This is a genomic window from Escherichia sp. Marseille-Q3837 (assembly GCF_916618735.1).
Taxonomy (GTDB): Bacteria; Pseudomonadota; Gammaproteobacteria; order Enterobacterales; family Enterobacteriaceae; genus Escherichia; species Escherichia ruysiae.
Genome location: NZ_CAKAKC010000001.1, coordinates 3078124 through 3091752 on the forward strand (window position 1 = coordinate 3078124; position 13629 = coordinate 3091752).

The following is a 13629-nucleotide window of genomic DNA, read 5'->3' on the forward strand; positions in this document are numbered from 1 at the left end:
TTCATAGCCTGCGCCATACGCAGGCTATTTCTTTCAGATTTCACCTTTTAATTTCATTGCAATTAGAGTTGCCAGAAATTCGGCTTTTTTTTCTGCGGGCAGATTCTTTCCGATATGCACCAGGCACATTTTTTTGACACCTTCATCAAGTGTTTTTACGTTGCCTGATGGACCATCGATATCAACCACAGTGAATGGGGTTTCTTTATTTTCTGTTTTAATTACGTAGCCAATGCGCTTTCCTTCCAGATTCACCTCGTGAACAATGTCATCGGTAGTTACAACAGTGGCTTCATAATTGGTAATCATGTTTTTCTCCTTAATTAAGGTTGAGCGAATACCTGCCATTTCTGGCATAAATTCAGTTTCGAATAGTCAATTAATTAAAGTTCATGTGCCATCTGGTCTTTTTCGGCACAAGATTCACTGCAATATTTTCTCGGTTCGTCTTTTGATAAAATCCCGTGCATGAAGTGAAGCATTCTTTCAATAGCTTTGCTTTCTTCAACGTCTTTTTTGCAAAGGTGGTAAGCACATTTTATTTTCTTAGTCATCACCATGACTCCGCCTTTACAGGTAAACCATCACGACCGAGGAAGACTTTAATCATGCGGTCAGTAATGCATGTTTTTGTGGTCAGGTTACGAATATATAGTTTTCGCTTTTTAATATTGTTTGCCGAGGCAATATATGTCCGGCCTTCATGAAGAACATAATCGCCAGGAGTCACACACTGACGTGGTATTTCATCAGTTCCGAAGTGATGTGCAATCATAATTATCTCCATTTTTACAAATGAACTTTGTTGATGCGGTGCCTGGTGCCTCCAGGTGACTGCAACCAGTTAACAATTACAGTCGGCTTTCCCACCCAAACCAATAAGGACTAACATGACTTTTAACTGTGCCACGTGCGCTTAGCCGCATTCACCGCATCACAAAATTCACTTAAAAAAGGGCGGACATCAGCCGAACTTCAAGAAAAAACTGATGCCGCCAGGACTACACACAGCAATGTCGTTATTTACAACCGGAGGCGCACTCCCACCATTTAAATTTAACAGACAAGACCGACTCTTTATGGATATCGGAAATGCGCCTTCGTGTTGTGCCCGGTTTTATTTCACCACCTCCGGGCTTCGGTGGTCTCGGCTATACCCCTACAGCGAGAGCTTGTGTTAACATTTCAATACCCTTACAGTTGAGAGTTATTGATATGTTGGATGTATTTACTCCATTGTTGAAACTTTTTGCTAACGAGCCACTCGAAAGACTTATGTATACGATTATCATTTTTGGTCTCACTCTCTGGCTGATACCGAAAGAGTTTACTGTCGCATTCAATGCTTATACTGAAATACCTTGGCTCTTTCAGATTATCGTTTTTGCCTTTTCTTTCGTGGTCGCCATTTCCTTCTCAAGATTGCGAGCACATATTCAAAAGCATTATTCATTACTACCAGAGCAACGAGTATTGCTTCGTTTATCTGAGAAAGAAATCGCTGTATTTAAAGATTTCCTTAAAACAGGAAATCTTATTATCACTTCTCCTTGCCGTAACCCGGTTATGAAAAAATTAGAACGGAAGGGCATCATTCAACATCAGAGTGATAGCGCAAACTGTTCTTATTATCTCGTCACCGAAAAATACTCCCATTTTATGAAGTTATTCTGGAACAGCAGGAGTAGACGTTTTAATCGTTAGCTTACTGTGTGCTTCTCCAACCATCGGCGCGCACCAGTTTCGGTTTTAAATGTTTTGCTTTTGGTATACGTCATGGCAGTGAACGTTCCATCCTGGTTGGGGAACACGCCGCACACCAGGGATTCGTTGTTGCCGAGGTCGATTTTTTGCATTTTTCGCACCTCACATCTTGTTGTTGCGGATAGAGGCTTCTGCCTGCCAGAGATCCCAGTCGTTGCTGCGTAAAGCCTGCACAGCCTGGCTGTAAGTGATACTGCAACAATCCATCAAATATTGAACTACTTCGTAATGCACCATCTTATCTCTCCCTTTAACGCCGGGTGGCGGAACTAACTGCTGCACTGCAAAATTTGAATCCCGCCGTCATGTTCATACGCCTCGGGCTGGCTACTTAACCCCTGACCACTGCCTGGTAACTCGAAGTATTGCCCGGCGTTCTGTGGGGCGGGGTGGGTTGGTAGGTATATAATGTACTTTGTGTTCATCATTGTAAAGTACTTTAAGTACATTTTATGTATAAAAAAATGAGACGGGATAAAGTGAAGCACAAACCCGGAGGGGGACGCTACCGGATTTATGCTGGTTTAAGAGGCTTTTTGTTTTTTCTTTCGTGCTAACTCTTCGTAAATTGCATTGTACTTCTGTTTTTTCTCCTCAAGAGTTTTTAAAAGTTCATCTGTCTCACTGTCAGGGAGCTCGTCCAGAAGGTCAATGATGATTTTTTGTCTTGGATTTAACTCCTGATAGAAACGTATCTGTCCACTTTCTTCTGTATCCTCTCCCAAAAGATAGGTTGGTGTTGTTCCAATGAGTGTTGCTAATTCCCTTAATTTCTCTCGGCGAGGAATTGTTTCACCATTAAACCATTTGCTAACCGCTTTTGGTGTTAATTTCATTCGACGGGCAATTTCTGCCTGCCTTCCATGTTGTTCATAACCAGCGTTTTCACAGGCTAGCGCAAGCCTACTGGCGAACTCTTTACGCGCTTTATCTTCATGAACCATAAGTTCAATGATATTCGCTCTTGAATGTACTGTCAGTTCTGTTATAGCATGTACTCAAAGTTCACATTGTGAGGGTGATATGAACCAGAAAACACTTGAAGATGTAATCAAAACTGTTCGCGTTTCTGTTGTGGCCGACGTTTGTGGTGTCAGCCAAAGAGCAATCTACAAATGGATGGATAACGGAAAATTGCCTCGCACAGAATATACCGGCGAAACAAATTACGCTGAAAAAATCGCTCATGCATCAAACGGATTATTTTCTGCCGATGCAATTTTAACTATTGGCAGAAATAAAACTACTACGAAAAAGCTGATGGGAGTTGATTCATGAAAATCAAGCATGAGCACATCGAATCAGTGTTGTTAGCCCTGGCAGCCGAAAAAGGGCAGGCGTGGGTCGCTAACGCAATTACTGAAGAATATCTGCGCCAGGGGGGCGGCGAATTGCCCCTGGTACCAGGCAAGGACTGGAACAATCAGCAGAATATCTATCATCGTTGGTTGAAAGGTGAAACGAATGCGCAAAGGGAAAAAATTCAGAAACTGATCCCTGCGGTTCTGGCAATTCTTCCTCGCGAGCTGCGTCACCGACTCTGCATCTTCGATACCCTGGAACGCCGTGCATTACTGGCGGCACAGGATGCACTGAGTACGGCAATTGATGCGCATGATGATGCAGTCCAGGCCGTTTACCGTAAAGCACATTTCAGCGGCGGCGGTTCTCCTAGCGATTCTGTCGTAGTGCATTGATTGAAATTAATCGTACCGAACTGTTTTGTTCGGTATCAGTTAAATGTAACGCTGCGAGCGTTACAAGGTGAAAACAAATGGCTTCAAACTGGATAAAGCTCGAAGTTATTACGCCGGATAAGCCGGAAATATTCAGGCTTGCTGAGATTCTGAATATTGATCCAGATGCCGCATTAGGGAAAGTCATTCGCTTCTGGGCATGGGCGGATCAACAAATGATAGACGGTAACGCAGAGTGTAACGCTCGCGGCGTTACAAAAAGTGCAATAGATCGCATCACTTTTATGGCTGGTTTTGCTGATGCGTTAATTCAGGTTGGATGGCTGGTCGAAACTAATGGTGTGTTGTCGCTTCCTAACTTTGAGCGCCATAACGGGAAAAGCTCTAAAAAACGGGCGGTTACAAACGAGAGAGTAACAAAAATACGAGAACTGAAACGAAAAGGTAACGCTGCCAGCGTTACAAAAACGGATCAAAAAGCGTTACCAGAGGAAGAGAAAGAGGAAGATATAAATACTTATCTCCCCCTAAATCCCCCTCGCCAAAAACGAGCGTCTAAAAAATTCGAACCGGAGGCTATCGAGCTGCCTGACTGGTTGCCGGAAACACTCTGGCATGAGTGGGTTCAGTTCAGGCAGGCATTGCGAAAACCGATTCGAACGGAGCAGGGCGCTAACGGGGCGATACGGGAGCTGGAAAAATTCCGCCAGCAGGGTTTTTCACCTGAGCAGGTGATTAGACACAGCATTGCCCATGAATACCAGGGCTTGTTCGCGCCGAAAGGCGTTCGGCCTGAGACGTTGCTTCGACAGGTTAACACCGTCTCGTTTCCGGACAGTGCGATCCCACCAGGCTTCAGGGGGTAACGAAGCATGAAAAATATTGCGACAGGCGGCGTTCTGGAACGTATCCGCAGACTGGCCCCGCCACATGTAACCGCGCCATTCAGGACGGTGGCGGAGTGGCGCGAGTGGCAACTTGCAGAAGGCCAGAAACGTTGTGAGGAGATCAACCGTCAGAATCGTCAGTTGCGGGTGGAAAAAATCCTGAATCGCTCCGGCATCCAGCCGTTGCACCGCAAATGCTCGTTTGCGAATTACCAGGTGCAGAACGACGGCCAGCGATACGCGTTGAGTCAGGCGAAATCCATCGCTGATGAACTGACGACCGGGTGTACAAATTTTGCGTTCAGCGGAAAACCTGGTACCGGGAAGAACCACTTAGCGGCAGCTATCGGGAATCGCCTGCTGAAAGACGGTCAGACAGTGATTGTGGTTACCGTGGCTGATGTTATGAGTGCCCTGCACGCCAGCTATGACGACGGGCAGTCAGGCGAAAAATTTTTGCGGGAACTGTGCGAAGTGGATCTGCTGGTTCTTGATGAAATTGGCATTCAGCGCGAGACGAAAAACGAGCAGGTGGTACTGCACCAGATTGTTGATCGCCGGACAGCTTCGATGCGCAGCGTGGGGATGCTGACAAACCTGAACTATGAGGCCATGAAAACATTGCTCGGCGAGCGGATTATGGATCGCATGACCATGAACGGCGGGCGATGGGTGAATTTTAACTGGGAGAGCTGGCGTCCGAATGTCGTCCAGCTAGGAATTGCGAAGTAATTTTTACCGGGAGAAAAATTTAATGGAGACTGTTTTTGACGCACTGAAAGCAATGGGAAAAGCCACATCCATAGAACTTGCTGCTCGACTTGATATCAGTCGTGAAGAAGTGCTGAACGAACTATGGGAACTGAAAAAGGCTGGTTGTGTTGATAAAAGCGCGTACACCTGGCGTGTGGTTGATAACAACGTTCAGCAGGAACAGCCAGCGCAGGTAGAACTGCCGGAAGAAACCACCACAGCAACAGTAGCGAAAATCTCAGAGTGCGATTTAACCGCGACGATTGAACAACGCGGACCACAAACGGCTGATGAGCTGGCTACATTGTTTGGTACCACATCACGCAAAGTGGCTTCAACGCTGGCAATGGCAATCAGCAAAGGTCGTCTGATTCGCGTAAATCAGGGCGGTAAATTTCGTTACTGCATACCGGGCGATAATTTACCAGCAGAGCCGAAAGCAGCATCGGTAGCGGAAACTGATGGTAAGGCCTTTCCTCAGACCGCAGGTGTTGCGTTACCAGTACAGGAGGCTGCAACACAGGAAGATATTAAAACAGAAACTGTGGCGGACATTGTGCAGTCGCTGCCATCGTTTACTGAAACGCGAGCGGATGACCTGGTTTTACCATCACTGCATATGGCAAACCGCGAACTGCGTCGGGCGAAAAATCATGTCCAGAAGTGGGAGTGTGTCTGCGCCGCGCTGCGTGAGTTGAACAAGCACAGGGATATTGTACGACAGATTACTGATTCTTCCCGCCATGTTGCATCGGAAAAGTGATTGCCGGAGGCACCTATGGCAAAAGTATTTACACCAGAAGAGCGGGAAAAAATTAAAGGGCAGGTTGTTGAACTTGTACGTCTGAGCGGTCGCGAGACGTTACGGCAACTGGAAGCCAAGACAGGTGCGACAAGATATCTGATGAGTGTTCTCGCCAGTGAGCTGGTTGCCAGTGGCGATGTATACAACTCTGGTTACGGGTTATTCCCGTCTGAACAGGCGCGTAAAGACTGGCAAAACGCCCGCAAAAAACTATCGAGGGCAAAGGTGAAGAAACCTGCTGTAGTTGATCCGGACCTTATCTGGTCATTACCAGACGGAGAAATACGCCGCTATGACAGGCGTCTGAATATAATCTGTCGCGAGTGCCGGAAGAGCGAAGTCATGCAGCGTGTACTGGCGTTCTATCAGGGTAATTTTCAGGATGTGCTGTTGTGAGCCAAATTAACAATCAGGGAACTGCGTGAACTGAAAGAGAAATCATAATCCAAATCTGAATAATTAAATTTAGCACTGTAAATAAAATTTAATCCTTAACCGGAGGGGGGGGGCTGCACCCTCAAAATATTAGGAGGCGGCCCGAAAGGGCGGTAATGAAAAATGACTGAATTAACCAAAAAGCAATTAATCGAAGAAGCTAAATTAAAAATAGCGATTGAGAAATGCCACCCCAATTCAGGGATGGCACGGGTAGAGGGCGAATTATTCAAAATTGCTCTGGCATCGCTGGAAGCAGAGCCAGTTGGTGATTTTTATGAATACAAACCGGATGACTGGTATCAGCGTTCGGCTGGAGATAAAGCGCCAAAATGGACGCCACCCTATGCCGTTTTTCCAGCGCCCGTAGTGCCGGAAGAAATGGATTTGCTTACATGCCATCTCGATGGTGTAACTGAAACATATGCTGAGGGATGGAACGCTTGCCGCGCTGCCCTGCTTCAGGGCAAAGGGGAGCCCGGGAAACAAGTTCGCGAATTGACAATGCTGGTTAAACAATTGGTTAGTCAACTGAAGAAAGCGAAACCGGGCTGCAAATTGCCGGATAAAGTGATGGACTACCTGGAGCGAAGCGGACTTATAAGCGTGGAGGATGTTTTACGATGACCTGGCCTGAAGCATTCACAACGGTAGGAATTGCGATGGCGGTGGCGCTGGTGGTGTATTCGATTTGCCGCTGGGGTTGATAATACTAAATAACCAGCCCTTATGGGGCTGGCTAATCATTTAGAACTGTTCATTGCCATCGAGGTTAGGTAGCATAATTTTTTCAATCAAGGCGAGAGCCTTTTTGTCCCGGTCAGCGAAGTATTTCGGGGCATATTGCGGCAACCAAATATTGTTAAAATGTTCTTTGAAATCTGCTAAATATTCATTTGGGTACAGCCTTGCAGGGTATACGCGACCATCGGGATATTCATGGTCATAGGTAGGGAATGTTTTGGGTTCTACGTTTCTATTATCTCTTAACCATTGTGAAAATACTCTTCCTTGTGAAATGTCAGGAACCATTTTTTCTGGGAGTGTGTACCCTGCTTGTTCAAGAGGTGCAACCAAGTTGAATGTCAGTTCATTAAGAATAGAAAAGTGCGTGTGAGGAATTCTACTACGATTAACCATGTACCGTTTTAAATGTACAGGCATTTCTGCTGTAGTTCTTTCCCCTGACATCCATTCACGAACCCATCTTGAAACCTGGACTGCAAATTTGGGCGATAGCCACTGCGCTAGATTAATAGCGATGTCAGGATGCACCCATGTCCCTTGGTTTTCAGGTCTTCCACCTTTAAATGATTGAATTAACTCCGATATGGGAATTCCCATATCGCGTGATAATTCGTCAAAAAACTCTTGAGTAGTTTTGAGTCTAGTGTAATCAGAGAGCAGTTTGCCCGCAGTTCTACACATTGATGTGGCGTTTATGTAACCATCTTTGGCACGTAAATGTATTATTTCGCCGTCAATTTCACGAGAAATCAAAGATAATTGAAAGGATGTCATTGAAAATTCCTCAAGTTGGAGAGTTCTGGAACATTAAGGCGAGGTGGCAGTAATGCACCATCTGTAATCTTTTGATACTGACGTAATCGGGCCTGATGTGCAACGCCTTGCAAGTATGTAACTCATTGAAAACGATCATTTTTATCTATTGACATCAAATGGCAAACTGTCATTGTGCGGCTATGGCAAGTGGCAAATGCTTATAAATCATATGGATATAAATGGTACAGAAAGAGTTGTTTTCTCTAGGATATGAGTATACGCCCAATGCTGATTGGTTGAATTTTGTTCTTGTTTTAAAGGGTAAGAGTTTAAAGTGTTGGCAGTGATGTATTGGATAGTTAGAATTGCTGTGGGTGCTTGAGGCTATCTGCCTCGGGCATGAACACCAAAGGTAGATAGAGAAAAGCCCCAGTTAACATTACGCGTCCTGCAAGACGTTTAACATTAATCTGAGGCCATATCTATGCGACACATAGAGATTAGCCTCTTACGGACCGAAAGGTCAAGGAGAAGCAGGCTATGAAGCAGCAAAAGGCGATGTTAATCGCCCTGATCGTCATCTGTTTAACCGTCATAGTGACGGCACTGGTAACGAGGAAAGACCTCTGCGAGGTACGAATCCGAACTGGCAGACGGAGGCTCTGATTCGTAGACTACTAATCTGAGTAAAAGACCCAGCGGGGAAAGAACCACGCCGGGACTAGTTAATAAGATATTTATAGCGTGGCTATTCTTTTTTTGCGGTATAGACTTTTTCGCCTGAGAAGTCTGGAGCTACCCAAAAGTTAATATTAAACTGAGCATCATCGCTTAGTTCAACACGGTGCCAGTATTGTGGTGGGCTTGTTGCAAAAGCGCCAGCATTAATGACTACTTTTATCTCCGGTTCAGTAGCATTCTCATCAGCAAAACCATAATATGTTACAGTACCTTCCATCACGCATAACTGTCCAAAAACACCTGCTGCTGTATTATGATGTGTTAATAACGCTGAAGGTACGTTCTCTTTTGTGAAGAACGGAGTTGAGCGTTTGATTACCCAGTCTTTAGGAATTCTCTTGTGTGTCATAACCACCTCCCATAAAACATGCATTATAAATGCACCTTTTTGAGGGTTATGTCAAACTGTTATGAAACACATAATTGATATGTTGATTAGAGGAGAAGATAGAATCAATATGGTTGTTTTTCGTATAACTATTTGTTTTACTTTTAGTTTGTGCATTCTGTGTGTTAGGAATAACTTATTAAAGTTTAACTAAAAAATCTCGATATAGTCCGCATAGATTACTGTTACTGAATCTTATTGTGTGCATTAGTTGTGTTCTGAAATTTCAATTTAATTACTTATGATATATTTTTAACGATAAATGTTTTCCGGGTGAAAGACAGTGGGGGATGAGATAAGCAATATATCATTAATCTTGATTATTTCCAGGGTGCCTTTACTGTGCATATAAATAAATCATATACGCATCAAATAATGTAAAGGCATCCTTTTAGATATATCTTATCAAATGTTAATGATTTGAGTGGGAAACATGATTCCAGAAACTAATCATGCGGCTACTTTATAAAAATAATGCCCATATAAAACAGCCAGCGAAAAGGATTACGGATAAAAAAGGAGCGAGATGTGCATAGTTGTTATTTTCCATGTTTAACCACCTTAAATAATTGATGATGACGGGATGTGCATCTGTAATGCTTTTGTTGAAATGTTATGATAAAAAAGAACTTTTTCATAACATTAAAATGTAATTTATCTAATCGTTTTTAATAATAAGTGTTGTATTTCTATCCTTGTATCAGCTATTTGATATGTAGTGTTTGTTCATGTTATGTGGAGCTTTACACCATAGCCAGTTTATTTATACTTTATTCGTCAGCCTGAACAACTGGCATCTGCTGCACTGCGCCATCGAGAGATTGAGAAATGGCGCATATACAACTGGTCAAACAAACCTCTTCTGGACTACTTCTCCCGGCGACGCCGGAGAGTTGCGATTTTTTGCATCAAATCAAAATAGGCGAGTGGATACACGCAGACTTTAAGCGTGTGCGTAACTACGCATTCCACAAGCGTTTTTTCAAACTCCTGCAACTGGGATTCGATTACTGGACTCCGGTCGGTGGGGCGATCACGCCTCGCGAACGAAAGCTGGTTTCAGGATTCGTTGATTACCTATGTGAATCAGTAGGCCGGGAACATACGCCAGCTCTGAGCGAAGCCGCAGAGCAATATCTGAATACAGTTGCGACACGCAGAACCCGGGATACGGCATTGCTAAAGTCGTTTGAGGCTTTTCGCGAGTGGGTAACCATTCAGGCTGGATTTTACACCGAACATTTTTATCCGGACGGTAGCCGCGGGCGTCGGGCAAAATCTATCGCTTTTGCGAATATGGACGAAACCGAGTTTCAGCAGGTTTATAAATCTGTTCTGAATGTGCTGTGGAACTGGATTCTGTTCCGTAAATTTTCCTCTCCGGAACAAGTCGAAAATGTGGCCGCGCAGCTGCTGGAGTTTGCGTAATGGTGGATTTACGTAAAGCGGCGCGGGGGCGGATGTGCACCGTCAGAATTCTTGGCTACTGCAATCACGATCCGGAAACGTCTGTGCTGGCGCATTACCGACTGGCGGGAACGTGCGGAACAGCGACAAAACCACACGATATGCAGGCGGCGATTGCCTGTAGCTCATGCCACGATTTAATCGACGGGCGGGTAAAAACAAGCGATTACACCAAAGAAGATTTACGCCTGATGCATGCAGAAGGTGTTTTTCGCACGCAAGAAATCTGGAGAAAGGAAGGTTATTTATGATTTACCCAACAAATACAGGCAAAAGCGGGGAACACCTTCGTCTCACCACGCTGGAAAGTGTCTGGATTCAGGGAAAACTGCGCATGTGGGGGCGCTGGTCGTATATTGGCGGCGGTAAGACGGGGAATATGTTCAACCAGTTGTTGGCCTCTAAAAAGCTGACAAAAACGGCAATTAACGAGGCGCTCCGGAGGATGAAAAAAGCAGGTCTGAACAAGTCTGAACTTGAGGCTTTTTTGCGGGATATGATTAACGGTAAGCAAAAGAGCTGGCTGGCGCATTGTACTGATGCAGAGGCGTTATGTATTGATCGGGTCATAAGTGAGGTGCTGGCAGAGCATCCAGGATTGATTAGCGTCCTTCGGCAACGGTATGAGGGGCGGGGGATGACCAAACGCAAAATGGCTGAATTGCTAAATGATGCACACCCAGAGTGGTGTTTTAGCACATGCGAAAAGCGAATTGCTAATTGGTTGGCCGTTGCTGAGTATGCGCTATACATTCCCATGCGAGAATCATTCGCTCAAAAAACGGCTTGATTTTTTACGCATAAACTGCTTCAATTTTGCTACGCTTCGCAAAGCTGTATCGCGAGGCGAATCAAGCGCAATTAAACTTTAATAGAACCCGCCATCAAGCGGGTTTTGTTGTTATTGTGGTGTGATATAAGAAACGACATTTAATATTGCCTTCAAAATAAATTTGTTTATATATTGTCGCGTATATTTTAAGTGAAGGTGAAATGTTCACATAAAATAAAAATACATAAATAAATTTACATAGCTTGACGCAAAGTGTTGTTGCGATTGGAATATTAAATTGTATCATCGAAAACGGTTCTGAGGGGGAACTCTTCTTTGCTCGGTGATATCGCTCGGTGATATCGCTCCCCTGAAGAACCAATGCCGACTTAGCTCAGTAGGTAGAGCAACTGACTTGTAATCAGTAGGTCACCAGTTCGATTCCGGTAGTCGGCACCATATGCGGGTATCGTATAATGGCTATTACCTCAGCCTTCCAAGCTGATGATGCGGGTTCGATTCCCGCTGCCCGCTCCAGTTAGAGTCTTTCAGTCTGCGATGATGGGAAATCCCGGAGTGACTGAAAGACGTTTAAGTTATGAATGATCGCTTTTTTTTGCAAAATTGCTGTGCAGAAATACTAACCTTCGGGCAGGCGATCATTCATAAGCACTCTGCTTTTATTCCGATTAACTGTGGGTGGTTTGTTGGATAGAGTGCTTTCCTTACTGTATATATTGTTTCGCCCGCTTTTGCGGGCTTTTCTTTTCAAATCCCTTTCATTTCTCAGTGTAAAACTACGCCATCCGTTATTTGCGGAGGTGAGGCTATGAAATCCATGGACAAAATTTCAACGGGCATTGCCTATGGCACCTCCGCAGGCAGTGCTGGCTACTGGTTTTTACAGTGGCTTGATCAGGTCAGTCCGTCACAGTGGGCTGCGATTGGTGTGCTGGGGAGTCTGGTTCTGGGCTTCCTGACTTATCTGACAAATCTGTACTTCAAAATCAGAGAAGACAAGCGTAAGGCTGCACGGGGAGAGTAATTCAATGACTCAAAACTATGAACTGATTGTGAAAGGGATCCGCAATTTTGAGAATAAAGTTACGGTAACTTTAGCGTTACGGGACAAAAAACGCTTTGACGGTGAAATTTTTGACCTGGACATCTCGCTGGACCGTGTTGAAGGTGCCGCGCTGGAGTTTTATGAGGCAGCAGCCAGAATGAGCATCAGACAGGTCTTCCTGGATGTTGCTGCCGGGTTATGTGAAGGGGATGAGCAGTCGCCGGAAAAGCGCCCCGTAATTTTAGAGGCGCAGAATGTATGGATAACCTACAAAGGAAAGCTACCGGGAAGAATTACTGGTTCTCTGAAGACTCCTCCGGAATCACAACCTTAAGTCACTGACCGGAACAGATAAACCTGTCCGTGGGCAGAAACCGATAAATCCTGATAAATATCCATGAACGCAAAAATCAGATACGGCCTGTCGGCTGCCGTTCTGGCACTGATTGCCGTCGGTGCGCCCGCGCCTGATATTCTCGACCAGTTTCTGGATGAAAAAGAAGGTAACCACACAACGGCATACCGCGATGGGTCCGGCATCTGGACCATCTGTCGGGGTGCCACGATGGTGGATGGAAAACCCGTTTTTCCCGGTATGAAACTGTCGAAGGAAAAATGCGACCAGGTCAACGCCATTGAGCGTGATAAGGCGCTGGCATGGGTGGAGCGCAATATTAAAGTACCACTGACCGAGCCACAAAAAGCGGGTATAGCGTCATTCTGTCCCTATAACATTGGCCCCGGTAAGTGTTTCCCGTCGACGTTTTATAAGCGGCTGAATGCCGGTGATCGTAAGGGCGCATGCGAGGCGATTCGCTGGTGGATAAAAGATGGTGGGCGCGATTGCCGCATACGTTCAAATAACTGCTATGGACAGGTTATTCGTCGTGACCAGGAAAGCGCATTAGCCTGTTGGGGGATAGAGCAGTGAGCAGAGTCGCCGCGATTATTTATGCTTTGGTTATCTGCATCATCGTCTGCCTGTCGTGGGCGGTCAATCATTACCGTGATAACGCCACCGCCTACAAAGAGCAGCGCGACAAAAATGCCAGAGAACTGAAGCTGGCGAACGCGGCAATTACTGACATGCAGATGCGTCAGCGTGATGTTGCTGCGCTCGATGCAAAATACACGAAGGAGTTAGCTGATGCGAAAGCTGAAAATGATGCTCTGCGTGATGATGTTGCCGCTGGTCGTCGTCGGTTGCACATCAAAGCAGTCTGTCAGTCAGTGCGTGAAGCCACCACCGCCTCCGGCGTGGATAATGCAGCCTCCCCCCGACTGGCAGACACCGCTGAACGGGATTATTTCACCCTCCGGGAACGACTGGTAATGATGCAGGCCCAACTTG

24 protein-coding genes and 2 tRNA genes are annotated in these 13629 nt (G+C 45.4%); 18 read left to right on the forward strand and 8 right to left on the reverse strand.

What is annotated here, in order from left to right; genetic code table 11:
* Positions 1–33: 33 nt before the first annotated feature.
* From LG381_RS14740 to kilR, 3 genes are all read right to left on the reverse strand, one after another.
* Positions 34–309, reverse strand: coding sequence for a protein RacC (locus LG381_RS14740; protein ID WP_000632297.1), 276 nt, complete (start codon positions 307–309; stop codon positions 34–36).
* A 74-nt stretch (positions 310–383) separates the two neighbouring features.
* Positions 384–554, reverse strand: coding sequence for a YdaE family protein (locus LG381_RS14745; RefSeq protein ID WP_001485242.1), 171 nt, complete (start codon positions 552–554; stop codon positions 384–386).
* Positions 554–775: a killing protein KilR gene (kilR, locus tag LG381_RS14750; RefSeq protein WP_000560223.1), complete on the reverse strand. Its 222-nt coding sequence runs from the start codon at positions 773–775 to the stop codon at positions 554–556. Before kilR ends, LG381_RS14745 begins: the two co-directional genes overlap by 1 nt.
* A gap of 440 nt (positions 776–1215) precedes the next feature.
* Between kilR and LG381_RS14755 the strand changes: the two genes are divergently transcribed.
* On the forward strand, positions 1216–1704 hold the full coding sequence (locus LG381_RS14755) for a superinfection exclusion B family protein (RefSeq protein WP_001312793.1): 489 nt from the start codon (positions 1216–1218) through the stop codon (positions 1702–1704).
* Here LG381_RS14755 and LG381_RS14760 read toward each other — a convergent pair.
* The 3 genes from LG381_RS14760 to LG381_RS14765 all read right to left on the reverse strand — a co-directional run bounded on the left by LG381_RS14760 (position 1701) and on the right by LG381_RS14765 (position 2708).
* Positions 1701–1856 (reverse strand): YdaF family protein, encoded by a 156-nt coding sequence (locus LG381_RS14760; protein ID WP_001169151.1) that lies wholly within the window; start codon positions 1854–1856, stop codon positions 1701–1703. The two genes, LG381_RS14755 and LG381_RS14760, sit on opposite strands and share 4 nt — an antisense overlap.
* A 10-nt stretch (positions 1857–1866) precedes the next feature.
* Positions 1867–2001, reverse strand: a complete 135-nt coding sequence (locus LG381_RS22355) for a hypothetical protein (RefSeq protein ID WP_019842375.1) — start codon at positions 1999–2001, stop codon at positions 1867–1869.
* Positions 2002–2288: 287 nt separating this feature from the next.
* Positions 2289–2708 (reverse strand): helix-turn-helix domain-containing protein, encoded by a 420-nt coding sequence (locus tag LG381_RS14765; RefSeq protein ID WP_000233319.1) that lies wholly within the window; start codon positions 2706–2708, stop codon positions 2289–2291.
* 79 nt (positions 2709–2787) lie between these two features.
* On the opposite strand from LG381_RS14765, the gene LG381_RS14770 reads away from it, so the two are divergent.
* The 7 genes from LG381_RS14770 to LG381_RS14800 all read left to right on the forward strand — a co-directional run bounded on the left by LG381_RS14770 (position 2788) and on the right by LG381_RS14800 (position 6968).
* On the forward strand, positions 2788–3042 hold the full coding sequence (locus tag LG381_RS14770; protein ID WP_001072342.1) for an AlpA family transcriptional regulator: 255 nt from the start codon (positions 2788–2790) through the stop codon (positions 3040–3042).
* Positions 3039–3461, forward strand: coding sequence for a toxin YdaT family protein (locus tag LG381_RS14775; protein ID WP_000693803.1), 423 nt, complete (start codon positions 3039–3041; stop codon positions 3459–3461). Before LG381_RS14770 ends, LG381_RS14775 begins: the two co-directional genes overlap by 4 nt.
* Before the next feature lie 77 nt (positions 3462–3538).
* Positions 3539–4327: a hypothetical protein gene (locus tag LG381_RS14780; protein ID WP_049143876.1), complete on the forward strand. Its 789-nt coding sequence runs from the start codon at positions 3539–3541 to the stop codon at positions 4325–4327.
* A gap of 6 nt (positions 4328–4333) precedes the next feature.
* Positions 4334–5080, forward strand: coding sequence for an ATP-binding protein (locus LG381_RS14785; RefSeq protein WP_049143875.1), 747 nt, complete (start codon positions 4334–4336; stop codon positions 5078–5080).
* A 22-nt stretch (positions 5081–5102) separates the two neighbouring features.
* Positions 5103–5864, forward strand: a complete 762-nt coding sequence (locus tag LG381_RS14790; RefSeq protein ID WP_225762582.1) for a DUF1627 domain-containing protein — start codon at positions 5103–5105, stop codon at positions 5862–5864.
* A gap of 15 nt (positions 5865–5879) precedes the next feature.
* Positions 5880–6302: a DUF977 family protein gene (locus tag LG381_RS14795; RefSeq protein WP_001605354.1), complete on the forward strand. Its 423-nt coding sequence runs from the start codon at positions 5880–5882 to the stop codon at positions 6300–6302.
* A gap of 162 nt (positions 6303–6464) precedes the next feature.
* On the forward strand, positions 6465–6968 hold the full coding sequence (locus LG381_RS14800) for a hypothetical protein (RefSeq protein WP_032170691.1): 504 nt from the start codon (positions 6465–6467) through the stop codon (positions 6966–6968).
* Between the two features lie 120 nt (positions 6969–7088).
* Here the strand turns inward: LG381_RS14800 and LG381_RS14805 are convergent, their stop codons facing one another.
* The gene (locus LG381_RS14805) at positions 7089–7862 is read right to left on the reverse strand and encodes a KilA-N domain-containing protein (protein WP_000200358.1); all 774 of its coding nucleotides are present in this window, start codon (positions 7860–7862) and stop codon (positions 7089–7091) included.
* Positions 7863–8384: 522 nt separating this feature from the next.
* Here LG381_RS14805 and LG381_RS14810 point away from each other — a divergent pair.
* Entirely contained in the window at positions 8385–8510 is a 126-nt protein-coding gene (locus LG381_RS14810; protein ID WP_001445775.1) for a Hok/Gef family protein, read from the forward strand.
* Positions 8511–8592: 82 nt separating this feature from the next.
* Here the strand turns inward: LG381_RS14810 and LG381_RS14815 are convergent, their stop codons facing one another.
* A complete protein-coding gene (locus LG381_RS14815; protein ID WP_001445776.1) occupies positions 8593–8934 on the reverse strand; it encodes a DUF1971 domain-containing protein in 342 nt (113 codons plus the stop codon).
* Positions 8935–9801: 867 nt separating this feature from the next.
* Between LG381_RS14815 and LG381_RS14820 the strand changes: the two genes are divergently transcribed.
* The 9 genes from LG381_RS14820 (at position 9802) to rzoD (ending at position 13611) form a co-directional block, all read left to right on the forward strand.
* Positions 9802–10401: a DUF1367 family protein gene (locus LG381_RS14820; RefSeq protein ID WP_032170692.1), complete on the forward strand. Its 600-nt coding sequence runs from the start codon at positions 9802–9804 to the stop codon at positions 10399–10401.
* Positions 10401–10691 (forward strand): DUF1364 domain-containing protein, encoded by a 291-nt coding sequence (locus LG381_RS14825; protein WP_001551052.1) that lies wholly within the window; start codon positions 10401–10403, stop codon positions 10689–10691. Before LG381_RS14820 ends, LG381_RS14825 begins: the two co-directional genes overlap by 1 nt.
* Positions 10688–11230 (forward strand): DUF1133 family protein, encoded by a 543-nt coding sequence (locus tag LG381_RS14830; RefSeq protein ID WP_000640136.1) that lies wholly within the window; start codon positions 10688–10690, stop codon positions 11228–11230. Before LG381_RS14825 ends, LG381_RS14830 begins: the two co-directional genes overlap by 4 nt.
* A gap of 365 nt (positions 11231–11595) precedes the next feature.
* Positions 11596–11671 (forward strand) — tRNA-Thr (locus LG381_RS14835).
* 3 nt (positions 11672–11674) lie between these two features.
* A tRNA-Gly gene (locus tag LG381_RS14840) sits at positions 11675–11749 on the forward strand.
* A gap of 292 nt (positions 11750–12041) precedes the next feature.
* Complete coding sequence (locus tag LG381_RS14845) at positions 12042–12257, forward strand: class II holin family protein (protein ID WP_000839572.1); 216 nt, start codon at positions 12042–12044, stop codon at positions 12255–12257.
* Positions 12258–12261: 4 nt separating this feature from the next.
* Positions 12262–12612 (forward strand): YdfR family protein, encoded by a 351-nt coding sequence (locus LG381_RS14850; protein ID WP_000193264.1) that lies wholly within the window; start codon positions 12262–12264, stop codon positions 12610–12612.
* Between the two features lie 63 nt (positions 12613–12675).
* Positions 12676–13209, forward strand: coding sequence for a lysozyme (locus LG381_RS14855; RefSeq protein ID WP_000992101.1), 534 nt, complete (start codon positions 12676–12678; stop codon positions 13207–13209).
* 216 nt (positions 13210–13425) lie between these two features.
* Positions 13426–13611 carry a prophage lysis lipoprotein RzoD gene (gene rzoD, locus LG381_RS22360; RefSeq protein WP_001228696.1) on the forward strand — a complete coding sequence of 62 codons (186 nt, stop codon included), beginning with the start codon at positions 13426–13428 and terminating at the stop codon, positions 13609–13611.
* The last annotated feature ends 18 nt before the right edge of the window (positions 13612–13629 follow it).